Annotated in this window: 13 protein-coding genes, 2 tRNA genes and 2 riboswitches; of the genes, 12 read left to right on the forward strand and 3 right to left on the reverse strand. The window is 71.4% G+C overall.

Annotated elements, in window-relative coordinates; all coding sequences use genetic code 11:
- Positions 1-37 precede the first annotated feature (37 nt).
- The 11 genes from adhE to IPM45_16430 all read left to right on the forward strand — a co-directional run bounded on the left by adhE (position 38) and on the right by IPM45_16430 (position 17,514).
- A complete protein-coding gene (adhE, locus tag IPM45_16380; protein ID MBK9181107.1) occupies positions 38-2,635 on the forward strand; it encodes a bifunctional acetaldehyde-CoA/alcohol dehydrogenase in 2,598 nt (865 codons plus the stop codon).
- Positions 2,636-2,701: 66 nt separating this feature from the next.
- Positions 2,702-4,030, forward strand: a complete 1,329-nt coding sequence (locus IPM45_16385) for a glycine--tRNA ligase (protein ID MBK9181108.1) — start codon at positions 2,702-2,704, stop codon at positions 4,028-4,030.
- A 25-nt stretch (positions 4,031-4,055) separates the two neighbouring features.
- Positions 4,056-6,698: a pyruvate, phosphate dikinase gene (locus IPM45_16390; protein MBK9181109.1), complete on the forward strand. Its 2,643-nt coding sequence runs from the start codon at positions 4,056-4,058 to the stop codon at positions 6,696-6,698.
- Positions 6,699-6,759: 61 nt separating this feature from the next.
- Positions 6,760-8,556, forward strand: coding sequence for a DNA primase (gene dnaG, locus IPM45_16395; protein ID MBK9181110.1), 1,797 nt, complete (start codon positions 6,760-6,762; stop codon positions 8,554-8,556).
- Entirely contained in the window at positions 8,528-9,838 is a 1,311-nt protein-coding gene (rpoD, locus tag IPM45_16400) for an RNA polymerase sigma factor RpoD (GenBank protein ID MBK9181111.1), read from the forward strand. Before dnaG ends, rpoD begins: the two co-directional genes overlap by 29 nt.
- A gap of 93 nt (positions 9,839-9,931) precedes the next feature.
- A tRNA-Asn gene (locus tag IPM45_16405) sits at positions 9,932-10,004 on the forward strand.
- Positions 10,005-10,036: 32 nt separating this feature from the next.
- Positions 10,037-10,112: transfer RNA gene (locus tag IPM45_16410), tRNA-Ile, on the forward strand.
- Positions 10,113-10,244: 132 nt separating this feature from the next.
- Positions 10,245-10,329: riboswitch (cyclic di-GMP riboswitch) on the forward strand.
- A 91-nt stretch (positions 10,330-10,420) separates the two neighbouring features.
- Positions 10,421-11,533: a hypothetical protein gene (locus IPM45_16415; protein MBK9181112.1), complete on the forward strand. Its 1,113-nt coding sequence runs from the start codon at positions 10,421-10,423 to the stop codon at positions 11,531-11,533.
- A 375-nt stretch (positions 11,534-11,908) separates the two neighbouring features.
- Positions 11,909-11,992, forward strand: a riboswitch (cyclic di-GMP riboswitch).
- 91 nt (positions 11,993-12,083) lie between these two features.
- Positions 12,084-13,211: a hypothetical protein gene (locus IPM45_16420; GenBank protein MBK9181113.1), complete on the forward strand. Its 1,128-nt coding sequence runs from the start codon at positions 12,084-12,086 to the stop codon at positions 13,209-13,211.
- A gap of 314 nt (positions 13,212-13,525) precedes the next feature.
- Positions 13,526-16,765: an AAA family ATPase gene (locus IPM45_16425; protein MBK9181114.1), complete on the forward strand. Its 3,240-nt coding sequence runs from the start codon at positions 13,526-13,528 to the stop codon at positions 16,763-16,765.
- A 257-nt stretch (positions 16,766-17,022) separates the two neighbouring features.
- Positions 17,023-17,514 (forward strand): cyclic nucleotide-binding domain-containing protein, encoded by a 492-nt coding sequence (locus IPM45_16430; protein MBK9181115.1) that lies wholly within the window; start codon positions 17,023-17,025, stop codon positions 17,512-17,514.
- Between the two features lie 24 nt (positions 17,515-17,538).
- On the opposite strand, the gene IPM45_16435 is transcribed toward IPM45_16430, so the two are convergent.
- From IPM45_16435 to IPM45_16445, 3 genes are all read right to left on the reverse strand, one after another.
- A complete protein-coding gene (locus tag IPM45_16435) occupies positions 17,539-18,288 on the reverse strand; it encodes a metallophosphoesterase (GenBank protein ID MBK9181116.1) in 750 nt (249 codons plus the stop codon).
- Between the two features lie 353 nt (positions 18,289-18,641).
- Positions 18,642-19,220: a YdeI/OmpD-associated family protein gene (locus tag IPM45_16440; GenBank protein MBK9181117.1), complete on the reverse strand. Its 579-nt coding sequence runs from the start codon at positions 19,218-19,220 to the stop codon at positions 18,642-18,644.
- 157 nt (positions 19,221-19,377) lie between these two features.
- On the reverse strand, positions 19,378-20,658 hold the full coding sequence (locus IPM45_16445) for an MFS transporter (protein ID MBK9181118.1): 1,281 nt from the start codon (positions 20,656-20,658) through the stop codon (positions 19,378-19,380).
- A 229-nt stretch (positions 20,659-20,887) separates the two neighbouring features.
- Here IPM45_16445 and IPM45_16450 point away from each other — a divergent pair, with 229 nt between their 5' ends.
- Positions 20,888-21,787 carry a class I SAM-dependent methyltransferase gene (locus tag IPM45_16450; protein ID MBK9181119.1) on the forward strand — a complete coding sequence of 300 codons (900 nt, stop codon included), beginning with the start codon at positions 20,888-20,890 and terminating at the stop codon, positions 21,785-21,787.
- Positions 21,788-21,812: the final 25 nt, after the last annotated feature.

Raw genomic sequence — 21,812 nt, forward strand, 5'->3', positions numbered from 1 at the left:
CATTCGGGGGAAGCCTCAGCGCAGGAGGACGTACCCCATGCCCGACCCCATCGCAGCCGTTCCCGACGGGCTCGACGTCGAGCGTGCGCTCGAGCTCGACGAGGTCGTCGGACGGGCCCAGCAGGCCGCCCGCGCCTTCCGGGAGCTCGACCAGGAGCAGGTCGACGCCATCGTGTGGGCGATGGTCGTGGCCGGCCTGGAGAGCGCCGGCGACCTGGCCCTCGCCGCCGTCGAGGAGACCGGCTTCGGCGTGCTCGAGGACAAGGTGGTCAAGAACTTCGTGGCCACCGAGTTCCTGTACGACTACCTGAAGGACAAGAAGACCGTCGGCGTGATCGACGAGGACCCCGAGCGGGCCATCGAGTACGTGGCCGAGCCCATCGGCGTGGTGCTGGCCATCACCCCGGTGACGAACCCCACGTCGACCGTGCTGTTCAAGGCGATCGTGGCCGCCAAGACGCGCAACGCCATCGTGTTCCGTCCCTCCCCGCGCGCCTGGCGGTGCGCGGAGCGCACCATGGAGGTGATGCGCGAAGCCGCCGAGGCCGCCGGCATGCCCCCCGGGGCCCTGCAGCTGATCCCCGACCAGCCCCACGTGGTGACCCACTACCTGTTCAAGCACCCGGGGATCGACTTCATCTGGACCACCGGCGGGCCGAAGGTCGTCGCCGCCGCCAACTCGGCCGGCAAGCCCGCGGTGTCGGTGGGCCCCGGGAACGCCCCCGTCTACGTGCACCGGACCGCCGACGTGAAGATGGCGGTCGTCGACATCCTCATCTCCAAGACCTTCGACGCCTCGGTGATCTGCCCGGCCGAGCAGACCTGCGTGGTCGACGAGGCCGTCTACGACGAGCTGGTCGCCGAGTTCTCGCGCATGGGCGCCCGGGTGCTCAGCCCCGAGGAGGTCGACCGGCTCTCCGGCTTCGCCTTCGGTCGCGACGGGGTGGTGAACATGGAGGCGCTGGGCCAGACCGCCCCCGTGCTGGCCGAGCGGGCGGGCATCCCCGCCGACCCGGCCACGAAGATCCTCATCGCGCCGCTCCCGACCGACCTCGACGAGCTGGCCCGGCACCCCTTGGTGCACGAGAAGCTCATGCCGGTGCTGGGTCTGGTGTGGTCGCCCAGCGTGGAGCACGGCGTCGAGGCCTGTGTGCTGGTCACCGAGTCCGGCGGCCTCGGCCACACCTCGGCGGTGTACGCCAGGGACGACGACGTGATCGACGCCTACGCCAAGGCGGTGCGCACCGGTCGCATCCTGGTGAACGCGCCGACGGCCGTCGGCGCCCTCGGCGGCGTCTACAACTCGCTCACGCCCACGTTCTCGCTGGGCTGTGGCACCTGGGGGGGATCGAGCACGACCGACAACGTGAACTACCGCAACCTGCTCAACATCAAGACGGTGTCGCGGCGCAAGACGCCCCCGCAGTGGTTCCGCGTGCCGTCGGAGACGTACTTCAACCTCGGCGCCATCGAGGCCCTCGACCAGATCAAGGTGGACAAGGCCGTCATCGTCACCGACCAGCTCCTCGCCGACCGGGGCATGGCCGACGAGGTCCGCGAGCACCTGCGGGGCGCCCACGTCGAGGTGTTCTCGGCGATCACCCCGGAGCCCGACGAGGCCCTCGTCCGCCAGGGCGTCGACCTGCTCCAGCGGGTCGAGCCCGAGCTGGTCGTGGCGATCGGCGGCGGGTCGGTGATCGACGCCGCCAAGGCCATGCGGCTGTTCTACGAGAACCCGGCGCTCACCCTCCGGGGCCTCACCCTCCCCTTCCTCGACGCCCGCAAGCGGGTCGCCGACTACCCGCAGATCACGCACTCGGTGAAGCTCGTGGCCGTGCCCACCACCGCGGGCACCGGGTCGGAGGTCAGCCCTGCGGCGGTGCTGCGGGTCGTCGACCACAAGGTCACGCTCGTCGACTACGGCCTCGTCCCCGACGTGGCCATCGTCGACCCGCACTTCACCATGAGCATGCCGCCGTCGGTCACCGCCGACACCGGGATCGACGCCCTCACCCACGCCCTCGAGGCCGGGGTGTCGATCTTCGCCTCGCCCTACACCGACGCCCTCTGCGCGCAGGCGTGCCGGCTGATCTTCACCTACCTGCCGCGCGCCGTGGCCGACGGGAGCGACATGGAGGCCCGCACGGCGATGGCCAACGCCGCCACGATGGCGGGGATCGCGTTCTCGAACGCGTTCGTGGGCGTGAACCACGCCCTCGCCCACGCCGTCGGCCCGCGCTTCGGCGTCCCGCACGGACGGATCAACGGGATCTTCCTGCCCCACGTGATGCGCTACAACGCCTCGCTCCCCACCAAGTTCATGCCTGCACCGGGCTACGGGGCCTACGTGGCGCCCGACAAGTACACGGAGCTGGGATGGATCATCTTCGGTGGGCACAGCCCGGAGGAGCGGCGCCAGCGGCTGTTCGACCACGTCGACGAGCTCCTCGACGAGGTGGGCATCCCACGGAGCCTCAAGGAGGTGGGCGTGCCCGAGGACGAGTTCCGGGCCGCGCTCCCCGACCTGGCCCGGGCCACCTTCGAGGATCCCAGCATGCGCACCAACCCGCGGATGCCGATGGTGATGGAGCTGCTCCAGCTGCTGGAGGCCGCGTACTCCGGCGACCGGCTCTGACGCGCGGCTGACGCGGGTCTGAACCGGGGGAGGAGCCGGGAGGCCCGTCCACTAGGATCTTCCTTCATGTCGGTCCAGCAGCCTGCGGAGGGCCCGAGCCTGTTCGACCAGGTCGTCAACCTCTGCAAGCGCCGTGGCTTCGTGTTCCCCTCGGCCGAGATCTACGGCGGCTTCCGCTCCGCGTACGACTACGGGCCCGTCGGGGTGCTGCTGCTCCGCAACGTGAAGGACGCCTGGGTCCGGGCCATGGTCCAGCTGCGCGACGACGTGGTGATGATCGACGCGTCGATCCTGTCGCCGCCCGCCATCTGGGAGGCCAGCGGGCACCTGCAGAACTTCACCGACCCGCTGGTCGACTGCCGGCGCTGCAAGAGCCGTTTCCGCCAGGACCAGCTCGACGACCCCGACACCTGCCCGAGCTGCGGTGGCCACGGCACCTTCACCGAGGCCCGCCAGTTCAACCTCATGTTCAAGACCCACGCCGGGCCGGTCGAGGACGAGGGCTCCGTGGCCTACCTGCGGCCCGAGACGGCCCAGGGCATGTTCGTGAACTTCGCCAACGTGCTGCAGGCCACGCGCAAGCGGCCCCCGTTCGGCATCGCCCAGGTGGGCAAGAGCTTCCGGAACGAGATCACGCCGGGCAACTTCATCTTCCGCACGCGCGAGTTCGAGCAGATGGAGCTCGAGTTCTTCGTGCCCCCCGACGAGGCCCCGCGCTGGTTCGAGTACTGGTGCCAGGAGCGCTACCGCTGGTACACCGACCTCGGCATCCCCGAGGCCGAGCTGCGCCTCCGGGCCCACGACGCCGAGGAGCTCAGCCACTACTCGGCCGGTACGGCCGACGTGGAGTTCCTCTACCCGTGGGGGTGGGGCGAGCTCGAGGGCATCGCCAACCGCACCGACTACGACCTCAACCAGCACGCCGCGGCGTCGGGCGAGCGCCTCGAGTACCACGACACCGCCACCGGCGAGCGCTACGTGCCCCACGTGATCGAGCCTGCGGCGGGGGCCACCCGCGCCATGATGGCCTTCCTGCTGGCCGCCTACGACGAGGAGGAGGTGCGGGGGGAGACCCGCGTCGTGCTGCGCCTCCACCCCCGTCTCGCCCCGTACAAGGTCGCCGTGCTCCCGCTCTCGAAGAAGGACACGCTGACGCCCGTGGCTCGCGAGGTGCTGGCGCTGCTGCAGCCCCACTTCATCTGTGACTACGACGAGACCCAGTCGATCGGCCGGCGGTACCGCCGCCAGGACGAGCTGGGGACGCCCTACTGCGTCACCGTCGACTTCGACACGCTCGAGGACCGCGCGGTCACCGTCCGCGAGCGTGACTCCATGGCCCAGGACCGCGTGTCCATCGACAAGCTGGTCGACCACCTGCTCGACCTGCTCAGCTGAGACCCACCCAACCCCCGGGGGAAACGTGCCGTACGTCTACGACTTCGATCACCGCTACGACCGGCCGCCGATGGAGCTCAAGGACCTCCTCGGCGGGAAGGGCGCCAACCTTGCCGAGATGACCTCGGAGCTCGGGCTGCCGGTGCCCCCGGGCTTCACGATCACCACCGACGCGTGCCGCGCGTACATGCAGAGCGGATGGCCCGACAGCCTCGACGCCGAGGTGCTCGAGCACGTCGCCGCGCTCGAGCAGAAGATGGGGCGGCGCGTCGGAGACCCGTCGGACCCCCTGCTGGTGAGCGTGCGCTCCGGCGCCAAGTTCTCGATGCCCGGGATGATGGACACGGTCCTCAACCTCGGCCTCAACGACGAGTCGGTCGAGGGCGTGGCCGCCCAGAGCTCCGACGAGCGGTTCGCCTACGACTCGTACCGTCGGTTCATCCAGATGTTCGGCCGGATCGTGCTCGGCATCCCGGCCGAGGAGTTCGACTCGCTGTTCGACGCGGCCAAGGAGCTGGCCGGCACCAAGAGCGACGCCGAGGTGCCCCCGCCGCTGCTCAAGTACCTGTGCGGCTCCTACAAGGACATCGTGCAGCGCCACACGGGCGCTCCGTTCCCGCAGGCGCCCGTCGACCAGCTCCGACAGGCCATCGAGGCGGTGTTCCGCAGCTGGAACGGCGCCCGTGCGGTGGCCTACCGCAACCGTGAGCACATCCCGCACGACCTCGGCACCGCGGTCAACGTGCAGGCCATGGTGTTCGGCAACCGCGACGACAGCTCGGGCACCGGCGTGGGCTTCACCCGCGACCCGGCCACGGGCGCCAAGGGCTCCTACGGCGACTTCCTGGTGAACGCCCAGGGCGAGGACGTCGTGGCCGGCATCCGCAACACCGAGCCGCTGTCGGCCCTGGCCGACCGCTTCCCGGTCATCTCGGCCGAGCTCCACGACATCTTCGAGCGCCTGGAGCGGCACTACCGCGACATGCTCGACACCGAGTTCACGATCGAGCAGGGCAAGCTGTGGATGCTCCAGACGCGGGTCGGCAAGCGCACCGGCGTGGCCGGCCTCCGGATGGCCGTGGAGATGACCGAGGATCCCGACATCCGCCTCACCAAGGAGGAGGCGGTCCTGCGGGTCACGGCCGAGCACCTCGACCAGGTGCTGCACCCCCAGTTCGAGGAGACCGACCGTGAGGTGATCGCCACCGGCTTGGCCGCGTCGCCCGGCGCGGCGGTGGGGCGCGTGTACTTCACCGCCGACGACTGCGTCACGGCCAGCGAGCGCGGCGAGCAGGTGATCCTCGTGCGCACCGAGACCTCACCCGAGGACGTGCACGGCATGCAGGTCGCACAGGGCATCCTCACCAGCCGGGGCGGCCTGGTGAGCCATGCGGCCGTCGTGGCCCGCGGCTGGGGCATCCCGGCGGTGGTCGGCGCCGAGGCCCTCGAGTTCGGGGACGGCTACGTCGCCTCCGACGGCGTGGTGATCCGCGAGGGCGACGTGATCTCGATCGACGGCACCAACGGCGAGGTGGTGCTGGGCGAGATGCACCTCACCATGGGCGACCCGCCGCCCGAGTTCAAGACGATCCTCGAGTGGGCCGACGACGTCCGCCGCGGCAAGCTCCAGGTGCGGGCCAACGCCGACAACGGCCCGGACTCCGCCCGGGCGCGCGAGTACGGCGCCGAGGGCATCGGCCTGTGCCGCACCGAGCACATGTTCCTCGGCGACCGCCTGCCCGTGGTGCAGCGGATGATCCTGGCGGACACGCCCGAGAAGGAGGATGCCGCCCTCGCCGAGCTGCTCGAGGTGCAGCGGGCCGACTTCGAGGAGATCCTCGAGGCCATGGACGGCCTGCCCGTCACCGTGCGGCTGCTCGACCCGCCGTTGCACGAGTTCCTCCCCAACATCGAGGACCTCATCGCCCGGGAGGCCCGCGGCGAGCTCGACGACCTCACCAAGGAGCTGTTCAGCGCGGCCCGCTCGTGGCAGGAGCAGAACCCGATGCTCGGCACCCGAGGCGTCCGCCTGGGCATCATCAAGGGCGGCCTCTACAAGATGCAGGTGCGAGCGCTGCTCGAGGCCGCCCTCAAGCGGGTCGAGGCCGGCGGCGACCCGATCGTCGAGATCATGATCCCCCTCGTCGTCACCCGGGCCGAGCTGGCGCTGGTCCGGCGCTGGGTCGAGGAGGAGATGGCCGAGGTCCAGGCGCGCACGTCGACGCCGCTCAAGGTGTCGATCGGCACCATGATCGAGACGCCCCGAGCCGCCATCCGCGGCGACGACATCGCCGAGGTCGCCGACTTCTTCTCGTTCGGCACCAACGACCTCACGCAGATGGTGTTCGGCTTCTCCCGCGACGACGTGGAGGGCCGCCTGATGGCCCGCTACCTCGAGGAGGGGCTGCTCCCGCGCAACCCGTTCGAGACGATCGACCACCGGGGGGTGGGCGCGCTCGTCGAGATGGCCGCCGAGCGGGGCCGCGGCGTCAACCCCGATCTCAAGCTGGGCGTGTGCGGCGAGCACGGTGGCGACCCCGAGTCGATCCGGTTCTTCTACGGCGTCGGTCTCGACTACGTCAGCTGCTCGCCGTTCCGCGTGCCCATCGCCCGGCTGTCCGCCGCGCAGGCGGTCCTGGGCGCGGGCAACTCGAGCGACAGCCGCTAGCGCGACCCGGCGCCGCCCCGTCCGGCCCGCTGCCGGGCGCGGCGGCGCCGGATCCGCGAACGTGGACGCGTGGGGATCGTCGACGAGGACGTGGAGCGGACCCGGCAGGCGTCCGACCTGGTCGCCATCGCGGGCCAGTACGTCGCCCTGCGCCGGGTCGGTCGGCGGTGGCAGGGGCTGTGCCCGTTCCACGCCGAGCGGTCGCCGTCGTTCTCGGTCAACGCCGAGGAAAGGGCTCTACTACTGCTTCGGCTGCGGCGCGCGGGGCGACGTCATCACCTTCGTTCGCGAGATGGAGCACGTCGACTTCGTGGGGGCGGTCGAGTGGCTGGCCGTCAAGGCGGGCGTCCAGCTGCGCTACACCGATGCCGGCGAGAGCCAGGAGCGAAAGCGGCGCGCCCGCCTCGTGGCTGCGGTGGAGCGGGCGGTGGTCTGGTACGGCGACCGGCTCCTGTCCGCGCCCGACGCCGGTCCGGCGCGCGCCTACCTGCGCTCCCGTGGCTACGAGCGCGACGTGGTGCAGCGCTACCGGCTCGGGTGGGCGCCCGACGAGTGGGACGCCCTCTGCCGCGCCCTCGACCTGCCCGATGACGTGCTGCGCGACAGCGGCCTCGGGTTCGTCAACCGTGCCGGCCGGCGCCAGGACGCCTTCCGGGCGCGGGTGCTGTTCCCGATCCTCGATGCCCAGGGCGACCCGGTGGGGTTCGGTGGCCGCAGCCTGCCCGGCGCCGAGGGGCCGAAGTACAAGAACTCGCCCGACTCGGCGCTCTACCACAAGAGCCGCACGCTCTACGGCCTGAACTGGGCGAAGAGCGCCATCGTGCAGCACGACCGGGCCGTGCTCTGCGAGGGCTACACCGACGTGATCGGCCTGCACCAGGCGGGGGTCGCCGAGGCCGTCGCCACCTGCGGCACCGCGCTCACCGAGGAGCACGTCCGGCTGCTCACCCGCTACTCGAAGCGGTTGGTGCTGGCCTTCGACCCCGACGCTGCCGGGCAGGCTGCGGCCGAGCGGGTGTACGAGTGGGAGCGGCGACACGAGATCGAGGTTTCGGTGGCCCCGCTCCCGGCCGGTGCCGACCCGGCCGACCTGGCGCGCACCGACCCCGACGCCTTGCTGGCCGCCATCGCCGAGCCGGTCCCGTTCCTGCGCTTCCGGCTCGATCGCGTGCTCGCGGGCGCCGACCTCTCCACGCCCGAGCGGCGGGCCCGGGCGGCCGAGCAGGCCGTGGCCGTGATCGCCGAGCATCCCAGCGACCTGGTGCGCGACCAGTACCTGATGGACGTGGCCGACCGGTGCCGGGTGCCGGTGGAGCGGTTGCGGGCCCGGGCGGCCGCACGGGGCACCGCGGGGCCCGAGGCCGGGCCGCCGGCCCGGCCGCCCCGGCGGCGGGTGGGGCACGACAGCCCGGAGCTCGAGGCCCTGCGCCTCGCCGTCCATCGCCCGGCCGAGGTGGCGCCGTACCTCGACGACGTGCTGTTCGCCGACCCCCTCCACGTGGAGGCGTTCCACGCCCTCGCCTCGGCCGCGACCCTCCACGAGGCCATCGACCGGGCCTCGCCCGAGGTCGCCGACCTGCTGCAGCGCCTGGCCGTCGAGGAGAGCGAGGCCGAGACCGACGACGTGCTGCGGCGCCTGGTGGACGGGGCCGGGGGCCGTGCGTTGGCCGGCCTCCAGGCCGAGGCCCGCACCCTCGCCGACCCCGTGTCGCTGGCCCCGACCGTCGCGTGGCTGAAGCTGCGCATCGAGGAGCTGCGCGCCGAGGACACGGGGCTCGACGCGGCCAGGCAGTTGCTAGCCTGGCTCGCGGAGAGGGCCGGGAGAGGGGATGACGGATTCCGTGACGAGCGCCCCTGAGGACGGCCAGCGCACGGAGAGCGTCCCCGTGGGTGCCCTCGACCGGCTCCTCGCCAAGGGTCGGGCCGCCGGCTCCGTCACGCCCGACGATGTGCTCGAGTTCGTCGACCTCGGGGACGACTTCGACCACGAGCACATCGAGGCCATCCGCCGCACCCTCGACGCCGAGGGCATCCTGCTGGTGGAGCCGATCGAGGCCGAGGTCGACGACGAGTCCGACGCCGGCGACGACGAGATCGTGGCCGCCGAGGAGGCCGTGGCGTCGCGCCGCAACGGCTCGCGGCGCCGGACCCGGCTCGCGGTCGAGCGGATCGACCCGGCGAACCGGACCATCGGCGGCACGTCCGACCCGGTGCGGATGTACCTGAAGGAGATCGGGCGGGTCCACCTGCTCAGCGCGCAGGAGGAGGTGGCGCTGGCCAAGCGCATCGAGGCCGGCTCGCACGCCGCCGAGCACCTCGCCGCTTCCCACGCCGCCGACGCCGAGGGAGGCGCGGCACCCGAGCTCTCCAAGGCGGAGCGCCGGCGCCTCCGCCGGCTCGTGGACGACGGCGACGACGCCAAGGACGCGCTCATCGAGGCGAACCTCCGGCTGGTGGTCTCCATCGCCAAGCGCTACGTGGGGCGCGGGATGCTCTTCCTGGACCTGATCCAGGAGGGCAACCTCGGGCTCATGCGTGCCGTCGAGAAGTTCGACTACACGAAGGGCTTCAAGTTCTCCACGTACGCCACCTGGTGGATCCGCCAGGCGATCACCCGCGCCATCGCCGACCAGGCCCGCACCATCCGGATCCCCGTGCACATGGTCGAGTCGATCAACAAGGTCATGCGGGTCCAGCGCCAGATGATGCAGGAGCTGGAGCGCGAGCCGTCGGTGGAGGAGTTGGCCGAGCGGGTGGGCATGACGCCCGCGCGGGTGCGCGAGATCATGCGGATCTCGCAGGATCCGCTGTCGCTCGACTCGCCGGTCGGCGAGGAGGACGACTCGAACCTCGGCGACTTCATCGAGGATCAGCAGGCCGAGGCGCCGGCCGAGGTCGCCGCCCGCCGCATGCTGTCCGAGGCCGTGCTCGAGGCCCTCCACGAGCTGAATGACCGCGAGCAGCAGGTGGTGCGCATGCGCTTCGGTCTCGACGACGGCCAGGCCCGCACCCTCGAGGAGGTCGGCCGCGAGTTCGGGGTCACCCGCGAGCGGATCCGCCAGATCGAGTCGAAGACGCTGGCCAAGCTGCGTCACCCGCAGCGCAGCCAGAAGCTGCGCGACTACCTCGACGGCGAGTAGCCCCCGAGCGCGTCGTGCCCGCTGGTCGAGGGGCGGCGTTGCGTCGGCGACGGTCCTGCGTGCCGTGGAGGCGCTGCTAGGCTCGATGGGCTTTCCGGGGTAGCTCAATCGGCAGAGCGGCTGACTGTTAATCAGTAGGTTGAGGGTTCGAGTCCCTCCCCCGGAGCTTCACGTATCGTTCTTCGGGTTTCGTGACCCGGGCCCGTAGCTCAGTGGTCAGAGCAGGCGACTCATAATCGCTGGGTCGTGGGTTCGATCCCCACCGGGCCCACCACCTGCACAGACGTCCGGCTGGCATCCCGCAGAGCGTTGGCACAGCGCACGGGCGTGGGGGTGGGCCGGCGGGTGGGTGGGCGCGGGGTGGGGATTTCGGCCCTACCGGTGTGGGGGGTGGCGGGTGTTCGCTTCGCGTAGGCGAGGCGTTGAGCCACGGGCCGTGTTCGGCCGCTTGGGCCTGTGGGGAGCCACTGGCGAGACCGGCGCTGGAGTCGTCCTTCTGCATTGGTGGGAGGGGTGGTGGGCCGGTCGTGGGTGTGGGCACCCGGGGCGGGTGGTGGCGCGTCTGGTGGCGAGGAGGGTGTGATGGGTTCGATGCGGTCGTTGCGCAGGCAGCTGGGCCGGGCGGGGGTGGCTGCGGGGGTGGTGTCGCTGGCCGGTGGGCTGGTGTTGGGTGGGGGTGTCCCGGCGGGGGCGGCGGGGTTGTCGGCGCCGGTGGGGCGGGGGGTGGCGGTGCGGTTGCCGGTGGTTCGGGCCGAGCTGGCGGCGCCGGTGGTGTCGGTGGCGGTGTCGGGGTCGGCGGCGGTGTTGTCGTGGGGGCCGGTGGCGGGGGCGGTGGCCTACGAGGTGACCTGTGACGGCGCCGCGGTGGGGTCGACGGGGGCGACGTCGATGTCGTTGACGCTCACCCCGGGGGTGCACACGTGCACGGTGGTGGCGGTGGCCGGGGACGGTTCGCGTTCGGCGCCGGCCACGGTGGTGGTCACCATCGTCGCCGCGGTGTTGCCGCTGGGGCCAGAGGTGGCGGCGCCGGGCGTGGCCGGGTTCACGCCGCTGCCGGCGCCGCCGGCTCCGAGCGGGCCGCCGGCCGAGCCGGCCGTGCCCACCGACCCGGCAACCATCACCGGCACCACCGGCGACGACGGCGGCGGCGGGTTCAACGACGTGTGGGTCAACACCTGCGGCAAGACGTCGAACCCCTGCGCGGGCGTGACCTTCGGCTCGGGGTGGCCGCCGGGGAACCTGGTGGGTACCGGCGGGGCTGATGTGATCGACGGCCTGGCCGGCGGCGACACCATCGCGGCCGGTGGAGGTGACGACATCGTGCGCGGCGGACCCGGCAACGACGCCATCTGGGGAAACGAGGGCGACAGCCAGCTGTTCGGTGAGGACGGCAACGACTACCTCGCCGGCGACTCCGGTGACGACGTGCTGGTCGGCGGCCCCGGCATGGACTACCTCGCCGGGGGCGATGGCGATGACCAGCTGTTCGGCGGCGACGACAACGACTGGCTCGATGGCGGCGTCGGTGACGACGTGCTGGTCGGCGGCGCCGGCGACGACAGCTGCTTCGGCAGCGACGGGGTCGACGAGGTCTGGGGTGGCCCCGGCACGGACTACTTCCAGCAGGCCGAGATCGACTCGGGCGAGGTGAGGGACTTCACGCCCGGCCCGCCCGACTTCGACGTCGCCCTCTGAGCTGAGCGTCACGCGACCCTCCATGAGCCACTCGGGGAGTGGGGCCCAGGTGTGACCCTGCCCAGAGCAGGCAACCCTGGTCCGCACGCACAGCCTGAACGTCGCGGTGACCTGCACGTCTCGCAACCGAGCACAGCGTTGGGGCCGGCCGTGTCCGTGCCGGCGAGGTAGCCGGCGGCGGGGAGGGCTGTGGGAGCACCTCATGATCGCTGGGTCGTGGGTTCGATCCCCACCGGGCCCACCACCTGCACAGACGTCCGGCTGGCATCCCGCAGAGCGTTGGCACAGCGCACGGGCGTGGGGGTGGGCCGGCGGGTGGGTGGGTGCGGGTGGGGATTTCGGCCCTACCGGTGTGGGGGGTGGCGGGTGTTCGCTTCGCGTAGGCGAGGCGTTGAGCCACGGGCCGTGTTCGGCCGCTGGGCCTGTGGGGAGCCACTGGCGAGACCGGCGCTGGAGTCGTCCTTCTGCATTGGTGGGAGGGGTGGTGGGCCGGTCGTGGGTGTGGGCACCCGGGGCGGGTGGTGGCGCGTCTGGTGGCGAGGAGGGTGTGATGGGTTCGATGCGGTCGTTGCGCAGGCAGCTGGGCCGGGCGGGGGTGGCTGCGGGGGTGGTGTCGCTGGCCGGTGGGCTGGTGTTGGGTGGGGGTGTCCCGGCGGGGGCGGCGGGGTTGTCGCCGGCGGTGGGGCGGGGGGTGGCGGTGCGGTTGCCGGTGGTTCGGGCCGAGCTGGCGGTGCCGGTGGTGTCGGTGGCGGTGTCGGGGTCGGTGGCGGTGTTGTCGTGGGGGCCGGTGGCGGGGGCGGTGGCCTACGAGGTGACCTGTGACGGCGCCGCGATGGGGTCGACGGGGGCGACGTCGATGTCGTTGACGCTCGGCCCGGGGGTGCACACGTGCACGGTGGTGGCGATGGCCGGGGACGGTTCGCGTTCGGAGCCGGCCACGGTCGTGGTCACCATCGTGGCCGCGGTCCTGCCGCTCGGGCCGGATGTGGCGGCGCCGGGTGTGGCCGGGTTCACGCCGCCGCCGCCTGCTCCGAGCGGGCCGACGGGACCGCCGGCCGAGCCGGCCGTGCCCACCGACCCGGCCACCATCACCGGCACCACCGGCGACGACGGCGGCGGCGGGTTCAACGACATGACGGTCAACGACTGTGGTGCGTGGAACCTGCCGAACCCGTGTTCCATGGGATTTGCCGGCTCGGGGTACCCGCCGGGGAACCTCCAGGGCACTTCCGGGGCCGATGTGATCGACGGGCTGGACGGCGGCGACACCATCCTTGCCTACGGGGGTGAGGACATCGTCCGAGGCGGACCCGGCAACGACTATGCGTGGGGGACGGGTGGCGCCGGCGACCAGCTGTTCGGTGAGGAGGGCAACGACACGCTGTTCGGCGCCAACGGCGGCGACGTGCTGGTCGGCGGTCCCGGCATGGACTACCTCGACGGGGGCCCTGGCGACGACCAGCTGTTCGGCGGCGACGACAACGACTGGCTCGAAGGCGGCCAGGGTGACGACGTGCTGGTCGGCGGGGCCGGCGACGACACCTGCTACGGCGGCCCCGGGGTCGACGAGATCTGGGGTGGCCCCGGCACCGACTACTTCGCCCAGGCCGAGATCGACTCGGGCGAGGTGAGGGACTTCACGCCCGGCCCGCCCGACGTCGACGTCGCGGTCCCCTGACCGCCACGAGACCGGCCATGAGCCACTCGGGGAGTGGGGCCCAGGTGTGACCCTGCCCAGAGCAGGCAACCCTGGTCCGCACGCACAGCCTGAACGTCGCGGTGACCTGCACGTCTCGCAACCGAGCGGCGCGTTGGGGCCGGAGCACCTCATGATCGCTGTGTCGTGGGTTCGATCCCCACCGGGCCCACCACCAGCGGCGGCCGGGCACGGGGAGCGGCTCATCGCCCGGGCGGTCCGGCGCAGGTCGGTGCCGGTTTCGCGTTCCTGCGCCGAGGACTGCCGATCGTTCTCCTTCGCTAGTGTCGAACGTCGTGGCACCGAGCGTGAGCACCGGAGCGATCCTGTTCACGGACATGGTCGACTCGACGGCCTTGAGGTCACGGCTGGGCGACGATCGAGCCGACCTGCTGCGCAAGCACCACGACGATCTGCTCGCATCGGTCATCGAGGCCCACCGTGGCACGGTGACCCGGTGGACGGGAGACGGCGTCAAGGCCGCCTTCTCGACCGCATCGGACGCCGTCGGGGCGGCGACGGCCATCCAGCGAGCGGTCATCGACTACGGCACCGGTGACGGCGCCGTCGCTGCCTTCGAGGTACGCGTCGGCTTGGCCGTCGGCGAGGTGACCATCGATGAAGGTGGGGATCGGCGAGGTGTCGCCGTCATCGAAGCGGCTCGGCTCGAGGCACTCGCGCGACCCGGCCAGATCCTCGCGACCGAGGCCGTGCGGATGCTCGGTCATCGCCGTTCGAACGTCGCGTTCGAAGAGGTGGGGGAGCGCACGCTCAAGGGCCTCGATCAGCCGGTGCTCGTCTACCGGGTGATCGACCTCGAGCACGGGACGGCACCGCCCATACCCCGCCTGCTCGTCATCGACAGGCGCTTCCCGCTCGTCGGACGCGACCAGCAGGTCGCCGCGTTCCGGTCGAGTTGGGACGACGCCAGGGCCGGCTCCGGTGGGCTCATGCTCGTTCGTGGCCAGCCCGGCATCGGCAAGACCCGCTTCGTCTCTCAGTGCGCCGACATCGCTCACCAGAGCGGGGCGATCGTGCTGGCCGGTGTGTGCGGCAGTGACGTCGACGTGCCGTACGAGCCTGTGGTCATGGCGTGTCGGTCGGCCGGCGGTTTCGACGAGACGCTCGATCTGGCGATGTCCACCCGTGCGGGTTCCTTGGGGAGGCTGTTCCCCGGCAGCACGTCGAGCCGTATCGACACCCAGCCGGAGCTCGCCCGCCTCGAGCTGTTCGAGGCCGTGGCTGCGCTCGTCGGAAGGCTGTCGAGGGTGCACCCGCTCCTGCTCGTGGTCGAGGACCTCCACTGGGCGACGGCACCGACGGTGCTGCTGCTGCGGCACCTGATCCAGGAACGCGATGCCCACCGGCTCCTCATCATGGGGACCTATCGCCCGGCAGACCTCGGTGCGTCGCACCCGCTCCGGGAGCTGCTCGCCGATGTCCGATCGTCGGGCCGCACGACCATCGCCGACCTCGAGGTCCTGAGCGAGGCGAACGTCGCCGAGATGGTGACCTCGCTCGCTGGATCGGCGCCCATCACCCGGGTTGCCGACATCGCCCACACGGTGCACCACGAGAGCGCCGGGAACCCCTTCTTCGCGTCCGAGCTGTTGCACCATCTGGCGTCGACGGGCCAACTCGAACAGGCCCTCACCGGTGCAGCAGACCACCGGATGACCACTCCTGATTCGGTCCACGATGTCGTCGCCCAGCGGCTGTCGCGTCTGGCTCCTGGTACGCACGAGATGCTCACGCTCGCCGCGGTCATCGGTCCGACCTTCGACGTCGGGCTGCTCGCCACCGTCGTCGACCGGGATGCCGACGACGTGCTCGACGTGCTCGAAGAGGTGGCGCGCGCCGGCATCGTGGTCGAGGTCGGGGTCGACCAGTTCGCGTTCGTCCACGCGATCGTCCGCACGTCGATGCTCGACGAGCTGAGTGCCAGCCGTCGAGCGCGCGCTCACCGCCGAATCGCCGAGGCGCTCGAAGCCCGCGGCGCCGAGCAGTTCGACGAGCTCGCCCGCCACTGGCAGTTGGCGGGGATGGAGTCGAAGTCGACCAAGCACCTGGCGAGGGCCGCACGTCGCGACCTGGTGGCCCTGGCGTTCGAGTCGGCACGGGAGCGGTATCGGCAGGTCATCGACCTCCTGAACAGCGATCCCCACGCCGACGTCGTCGAGCGCGCCAATGCCTGGCTGGGGTTCGGCGCTGCGGCCCGGGCACTGGGTGACGCCTCCTTTCGGCAGGCGATCGTTCGCGCCGGGCGTCTGGCTCGAACGGCTCGGAACCCGGAGCTCATGGCGGAAGCCGCATCGATGAGCACATGGCTCGGGACGTCGCTGTTCTTCATTGCCGAGATGCCCGACACCGAGCTGATCGAGCTCTGCGAGGACGCCATCAGCATGCTCGCGGACGACGATCCGATGCGGGCGCGCATCCTCGCGACGCTTGCGTCGCACCTCACCTTCGGTTCGACGCGGGAGCCCCGCGAGAAGCTGATCGCCGAGGCCAACGATCTGGCCGGTCGGCACGGCGATCCGCCGCTCGCAGCGGACGTGCTGCACGCTGAGTTCGTGTGCCTGTGGGAGCCGGCGACGCTCGAGCGGCGTGAGCAGATCGCGCGCGATCTCGGACGTCTGGCCAGAGCCACGGGAGATACCCAGACGGAGTTCATCAGCGGGTTCTTCGCCGCGTACTGCCTCCTCGAACGCGGTGACCTACCCGGGAGCCGGGCCAGGTTGCACGAGCTCGCCCCCGTCCTCGAGCTGACGAAGAACGAGTTCAACGTCTTCCACACGCACCGACTGCTCCTGACGATCGACATCGTCCGTTCCGAGTCCGACGCCCAGCAGCGCGTCGACGAGCTGTTCCGGCGGTTCCGCTCGACGACAGCCGACGCGGAGGGTACGTGGATGATCCAGACCGCGGTCCTCGCGTACCAGGCCGGCGCCCTGGGTCAGATGGTCGACGCGCTCCAGGCGATGACCACGGGCCCTCAGTCCAGGATGTGGGAGGCCGGTCTGGGCCTCGGACTGCTGTGTGCGGGTGATCGCGCCGGCGCCGAGGCGGTGCTCGACCGGCCCGAGGAGATACCACGCAACTACTTCTGGCTCCCGGTGCTGCAGGCCCGTGCCGAGGTCGCCGCCGAGCTCGGGCGACGCGATCACTGCCAGCAGATCTTCGACGAGGTGCGGGAGTTCCGCGGCCTGATGAGCGTGACCGGCGGCGGCTCGTCGTGCTTCGGTCTCGTGTCGCGCACGATGGGCGTGCTGGCGCTCGCCCTCGAGGACGTGACCGGTGCGATCGAACTGCTGACGGAGGCCGTCGAACAGGCCGATCGGATCGAGGCCGTGTTCGAGGCGGTGTCGAGTCGACGCAGCCTGGCGGGCGCCCTGGCGGCAGCGGGACGAACCGATGCCGCCGCCACGCTGTTGGACGAAGCCCTCACCGTCGCCGAGCGGCGCGGGTTCGCGCGTGAGGCCCAGCTGATCCAGCGTGCGCAAGCGGACCGGAGCGAGAACGCACGCCAGGGCTGACGACGCGTCGGCGGTCGGCCGTCGACACGGCGACACGGCGGCGACGGCAAGACCCACCACCGGAACGGGATCGATTCGGACGCCGCTGAGCCGCACCGTTCCGGTTGCGCTCGCCGCGTGGGCCCGCTGGGCAGAATCGTTCACGTTGGCCAGATGAAGACCAGTCGATGCAGCGGTTCGTGCTCGCACTCGTGACGTCGCCGCAGCGAACCCTTCGGCCAGGGACGATGCCGGTCGGTTGACTAGCATCGGTGGTCGTGGCTCCCGACACCCTCGTCCTGTCGCTCACCAGCGACCTGCCCGAGGTCGACTACGGACCCGGCGAGGTGGTGATCAGCGAAGGGTCGCGCACGAACTCGATCTGGATCCTGGTGTCGGGCAGCGTGGAGGTGCGCCGGGGCGGTCAGCACATCAGCACGCTCGACCGTTCGGGCACGACGTTCGGGGAGATCTCGCTGCTGCTCGACCAGCCCCATGGCGCAACGGTCGTCGCCCTCACGCCGACTCGCATGCGCTATGCGGTGGACGGTGCGCTCCTCTTCGACCAGCACGCGGAGATCGCTCGGCTCGTGGCGACGGGCCTGGCGAGACGGCTCGACGCCCTCTCGGTCTACCTCGCCGACCTGCAGCGCCAGTACGGCGTGGCACCAGGGTTGTCGATGGTGGCCGATGTGCTGCGCTATGTCAGCGAGCAACCGCCCGAGGGGGAGCGTCCCGTCTCGTCCCGTGATCCCGACCCCGAGTACTGACCGCCGCGAGCCCGAGCGACCAGGTCAGAAGACGGTCCGCGGGGGCGGGGTGGGCGACGAGAGGTCGGCGTGCTCGATGCCGATCTGCGACAGCCAGGTCGCGGTGCCGTCGTCGAGATCGATCTCGATGCGGGTGGGTAGGGGGCCGCGTTGGTTGCCCGCATTGAACACCCAGGTGGCGCCGATGCGATCGACCCAACTGCCGTCGGGCTTGAACGGCGGTCCGTGCACATGGCCGCTCAACACCATGTCGGGCCGATGCTCGGCGATCCACCCGGCCAGGTCGGCGTCGCCGTAGTGACGCCGACCCGTCCACGAGGTGGGCGAGTCGGTCGGTGGCCAGTGGTAGACCCACAGCCACCGCTCCGGACGGCGAGCGGCATCCGCCGCGAGGTGTCGCGCGACGCGCTCGCGGCCGAGCGGGCCGTCCCACCAGGGGCAGATCGTGAACAGGGTGTCATCGATCAGGAGCGAATCACCGTCCGTAGGAACTCCGGTGGCACGAAGGCCCTCCAACCAGAGGGCGGCGTTCTCGCCGTGATCGTCGGGCCCCGTGAGGTCGTGGTTGCCGGATGTGAGGATCACCTGGGTGCGTTCACGCAGCATCGCGACATAGTTGGAGACCACGAACGCCTGCGTGGCGAGCGCGACGTGCGAGGCGATGTCGAGGTGGTCGCCGGCGAGGACAACCAGGTCGACGTCGGCCGATGCCTCGACCACCCAGTCGAACTGAGGCAGGGAGTAGTGGAGGTCTGACACCAGGAGGATTCGCACGCGGCCTCAGTGCTCGGGGCTGTTCCGGGCAACGGTGGGGTGCCCGGAAGGGATCGACATGCGCAAGTTAGTTTGGCGGCTGCGCTGATCCTGGTGTTCATCGATGAACCGGATCACGTCTTCGACTGGCGGTCGATCTCCGCCCCGAGGGAACTGGCCGTCGCCTTCAACAGGTCGTCGGCACGGCGCAGCTCGGCGTTCTCACACTCCCAGCCGCTTCAGCTCCTCCAACTCGGCCGTCGTGGCGCCGGAACGGCGGCCCAGAGCGGGCAACCCCGGTCGGTACGTTCGGGCCGAACGTGGCCGTGACCTGCACATCCGGCCACCGAGCACAGCGTCGGGGCCGGAGCACCTCATGATCGCTGGGTCGTGGGTTCGATCCCCACCGGGCCCACCACCGGCGGAGACGCCGGATGGTCGCGTAGGCCCTTGCCGTCGAGGATCCTCGGGACGCACTTCTCGACCCGTGCGACCCGAGTCGTGGCCTGCTTCGCGCCGGCGACGTAGAGGTGGTACTCCCGCCGGCGGCCGGGGGTGAGGGTCTCGAAGGCGGCCCGGAGCGCCGGGTCCCGGTCGAGACGGTGCTCGAGCTCCTCGACGAGCACGAGCTCGGGTGGAGCGCCCACGGTCCCGCCGGCGTCCTCCACGTCGACGGCTTCAGCCACGTACGCCGTGACGGTGTCGGTCAGCCGGTCCACGTCGTCGGCCGACGTGAACCGGATCCGACGGGCCGACCGGGAGTTCGGGCCCTGGTCCTCCAGCACGTGGTCGGTGTCGTGCAGCAGCGCGCCCTTGAAGAACATCAGGGCGAGGAAGTCCTTCATCTCCTGGACGATGGCGATGTTCTTGCCTCGGTGCACGTAGCAGGGCTTGCCCCACTTGAGCTCTTCGGTCAGCCCGCAGCCCAGGAGGACCGCCCGCAGCCGCCGGATCTCGTCGGGCCACTGCGTCGACCGCTCGACGTAGGCGTCGACCTTCGCGTTCACGCGCGTCCTCCCGTCACAGATCGGCCACGACCGCGGCGGCTGCCAGCATGTCGCGGCCGACGGGTCCCCGCCGGTTCGGACGGCGACACGATCGGACCCGGTCTCACTTCGGAACCCCGCCGGACACGACCTGGTCGCGCTGGCCGGGCCCGTCGAGGCCGCGCAGGGTCGGCTGGAGGTCGACGACGACGGCGGTGATCACCATCAGGACGGCGACGGCTGCGATGACCGGCTCGACGCCGAACTGCGATGCGGCGGCACCGGCGACGAGCTGACCGAGGGGCGGCGTCGCGTAGAACACGGCCAGCTGCACGCCGTACACCCGCCCGTGCTGCTCGGCCGGGAATCGGTCCTGCACCAGGCTGTTCAGCAGCGGGTTGAGCGGCCCCCACGACAGCCCGAGCAGGAACGCTGCCGGCACCATCACCGCCACCGGCGGCAGGAACGCGATGGGCGCGTAGGCGAAGCAGGCCAGGGTGAGGAACACGGTCGCGATTCGGTGGCGCGACATCCTCGCTGCGATCCAGCCGTACCCGAAGGCGCTCACCATCGCCCCTGCGGCAATGGCACTCATGACGATGCCGAACGCCTCGGGTCGGTCGATGGCCTCGAAGTGCGTCGGCAGCAGCACCGACTCGGTCGGGGTGTAGATGCTGGCGACGACCGCGATCGCGATCGTCAGCAGCAGGACCGGGCGGTCGGCACGCAGCGCACGGAGCCCGGCGAGAGCGGTCGTCAGCGAGGAGGCCTCGTCGGCTGGCGGCCGGTCGTCGTGGTGCGCCCGGTTGGCCACCGGGAGCAGCCCCACGAGGAGCGCGGCGACCATGAAGGCGGCGAACGCGAACCACATCGTGGTCACGGGCCCGACGGCCGCGATGCCCAGCGCCCCGAGCGCTGGTCCGACGACCCATCCGGCCGCGAAGACCCCCTCATGGAGGCCGTTCACCTTGTCGACGCCGATGCCGCTCGCTGTCGCGACGTCGGGGATGAGCGACTTGCGGGCGGTGTAGCCGGCGGGGTCGAAGGCGGCCCCGAGCAGGGTCAGCGCCAGGATCATGGCGAGGCCGAGCGAACCGAGGGCGTCGGCGACCGGGAACAGGCCGACGGAGACCGCGCTCAGGACGTCCGACCCGACCGAGACGGTCTTGCGGCCGAGGCGGTCGACGAGCACCCCGACGACCGGTGCCACCACGATGCCGGGCAGCCCGGCGAGGGCGCCGGCGAGCCCGGCGGCCGCAGCCGAACCGGTGCGCTCGAGGATCAGCCACGGGATGGTGACGAGCACGAGCGCGTTCGACACGCCGCTCACCAGGTTGGCCACCTCGAGCAGCACGAGGGCGCGCCGTTGGCGGGTGCGGGATCGGAGCGTTCGAGCGGCGTTCACAGGTCACCTGCCGGACGTCCCTCGATCACGTCCTCGTCGGGGGGCGGGCCAGCGTGGGAGACCGTACCTGCCCTACCGCCGGGCGGCCCTCGAATAGCTCGGCCCGGCGCCGGACGCGCAGCGGGCGCTCGAGCTGGAGGCCGGGAACAGGGCGCCGGCTGGAGGGCGACCCCCGGTTCGGACCTATCCTCCGGAGGTGGACGTGTGAGCGACCGTCCGGAGGGCAGGCATGACGACCGCCAACGGTGCCGCTCGACCGAAGCCGCTCGCCGAGCGGGTCGTCGGTCCTGACCGCAGCCCGGACCTCGCCGTCGCGGCCGCCGAGGATTCCGCAGATGTCAATCGCCGCTTCTTCTCGGCCTACGTCACCTCGCTGCCCGACTCGGATCGGCTCCGAGTGCTCGACTTCGGCTGCGGTGGCGGCGCCGCGGTGCGGATGCTGCGAGCCGCGGGGGTCGACTGCTACGGCGCGGACACGTTCTACGACGGGGCCGAGTATCGCGGTGAGCTCTTCGAGCAGCTGCTCGACGCTGGGATCGTGCGGGCCATCGGCGCCGACGGCGTGCTGCCCTTCGAGGACGCCTTCTTCGACCTCGTGATCTCGGACCAGGTGTTCGAGCACGTGGAAGATCTCGAAGGGGTGCTCGACCAGCTCGACCGGGTGTTGCGGCCCGGTGGCCGCATGTACCACCACTTCCCGTCGCGGGAGGTGCTGCGGGAGGGCCACATCCACATCCCCCTCGCCCACCGCCTGCGGCCGGGTCGGTTCCGCACCGCGTACACCCTGGTGCTGCGAACAGCAGGGTTCGGTGACTGGAAGGAGGGGCGGACGCGCCGGGAGTGGGTCGACTGGCGCCTCGGCTGGATCGACCGCTACTGCGTCTACCGGCCCTACCGGGAGCTGCGGGCCTCCTTCGATCGTCGCTACGTGGTCCGCCACGTCGAGATCGAGTACTGCCGGTTCCGGGCCCGGGATCGGCCCGTCCTCGCACGGGCTCTGGCGGCTCGCTCGTTCCGGGCGCCGGCCGAGCGGCTCTTCCGGCGGCTGGCCTTCATGGCTGTCGAGCTGACGCCCCTGGCGCCAGCCGACGTCCCGAGCCGCCCGGGCGCCGCTCCCTCCACGCCGTAGGCACAGTCCGGAGGGCAATCCCGGT

Source organism: Acidimicrobiales bacterium (genome assembly GCA_016716005.1).
Lineage (GTDB): Bacteria > Actinomycetota > Acidimicrobiia > Acidimicrobiales > JADJXE01 > JADJXE01.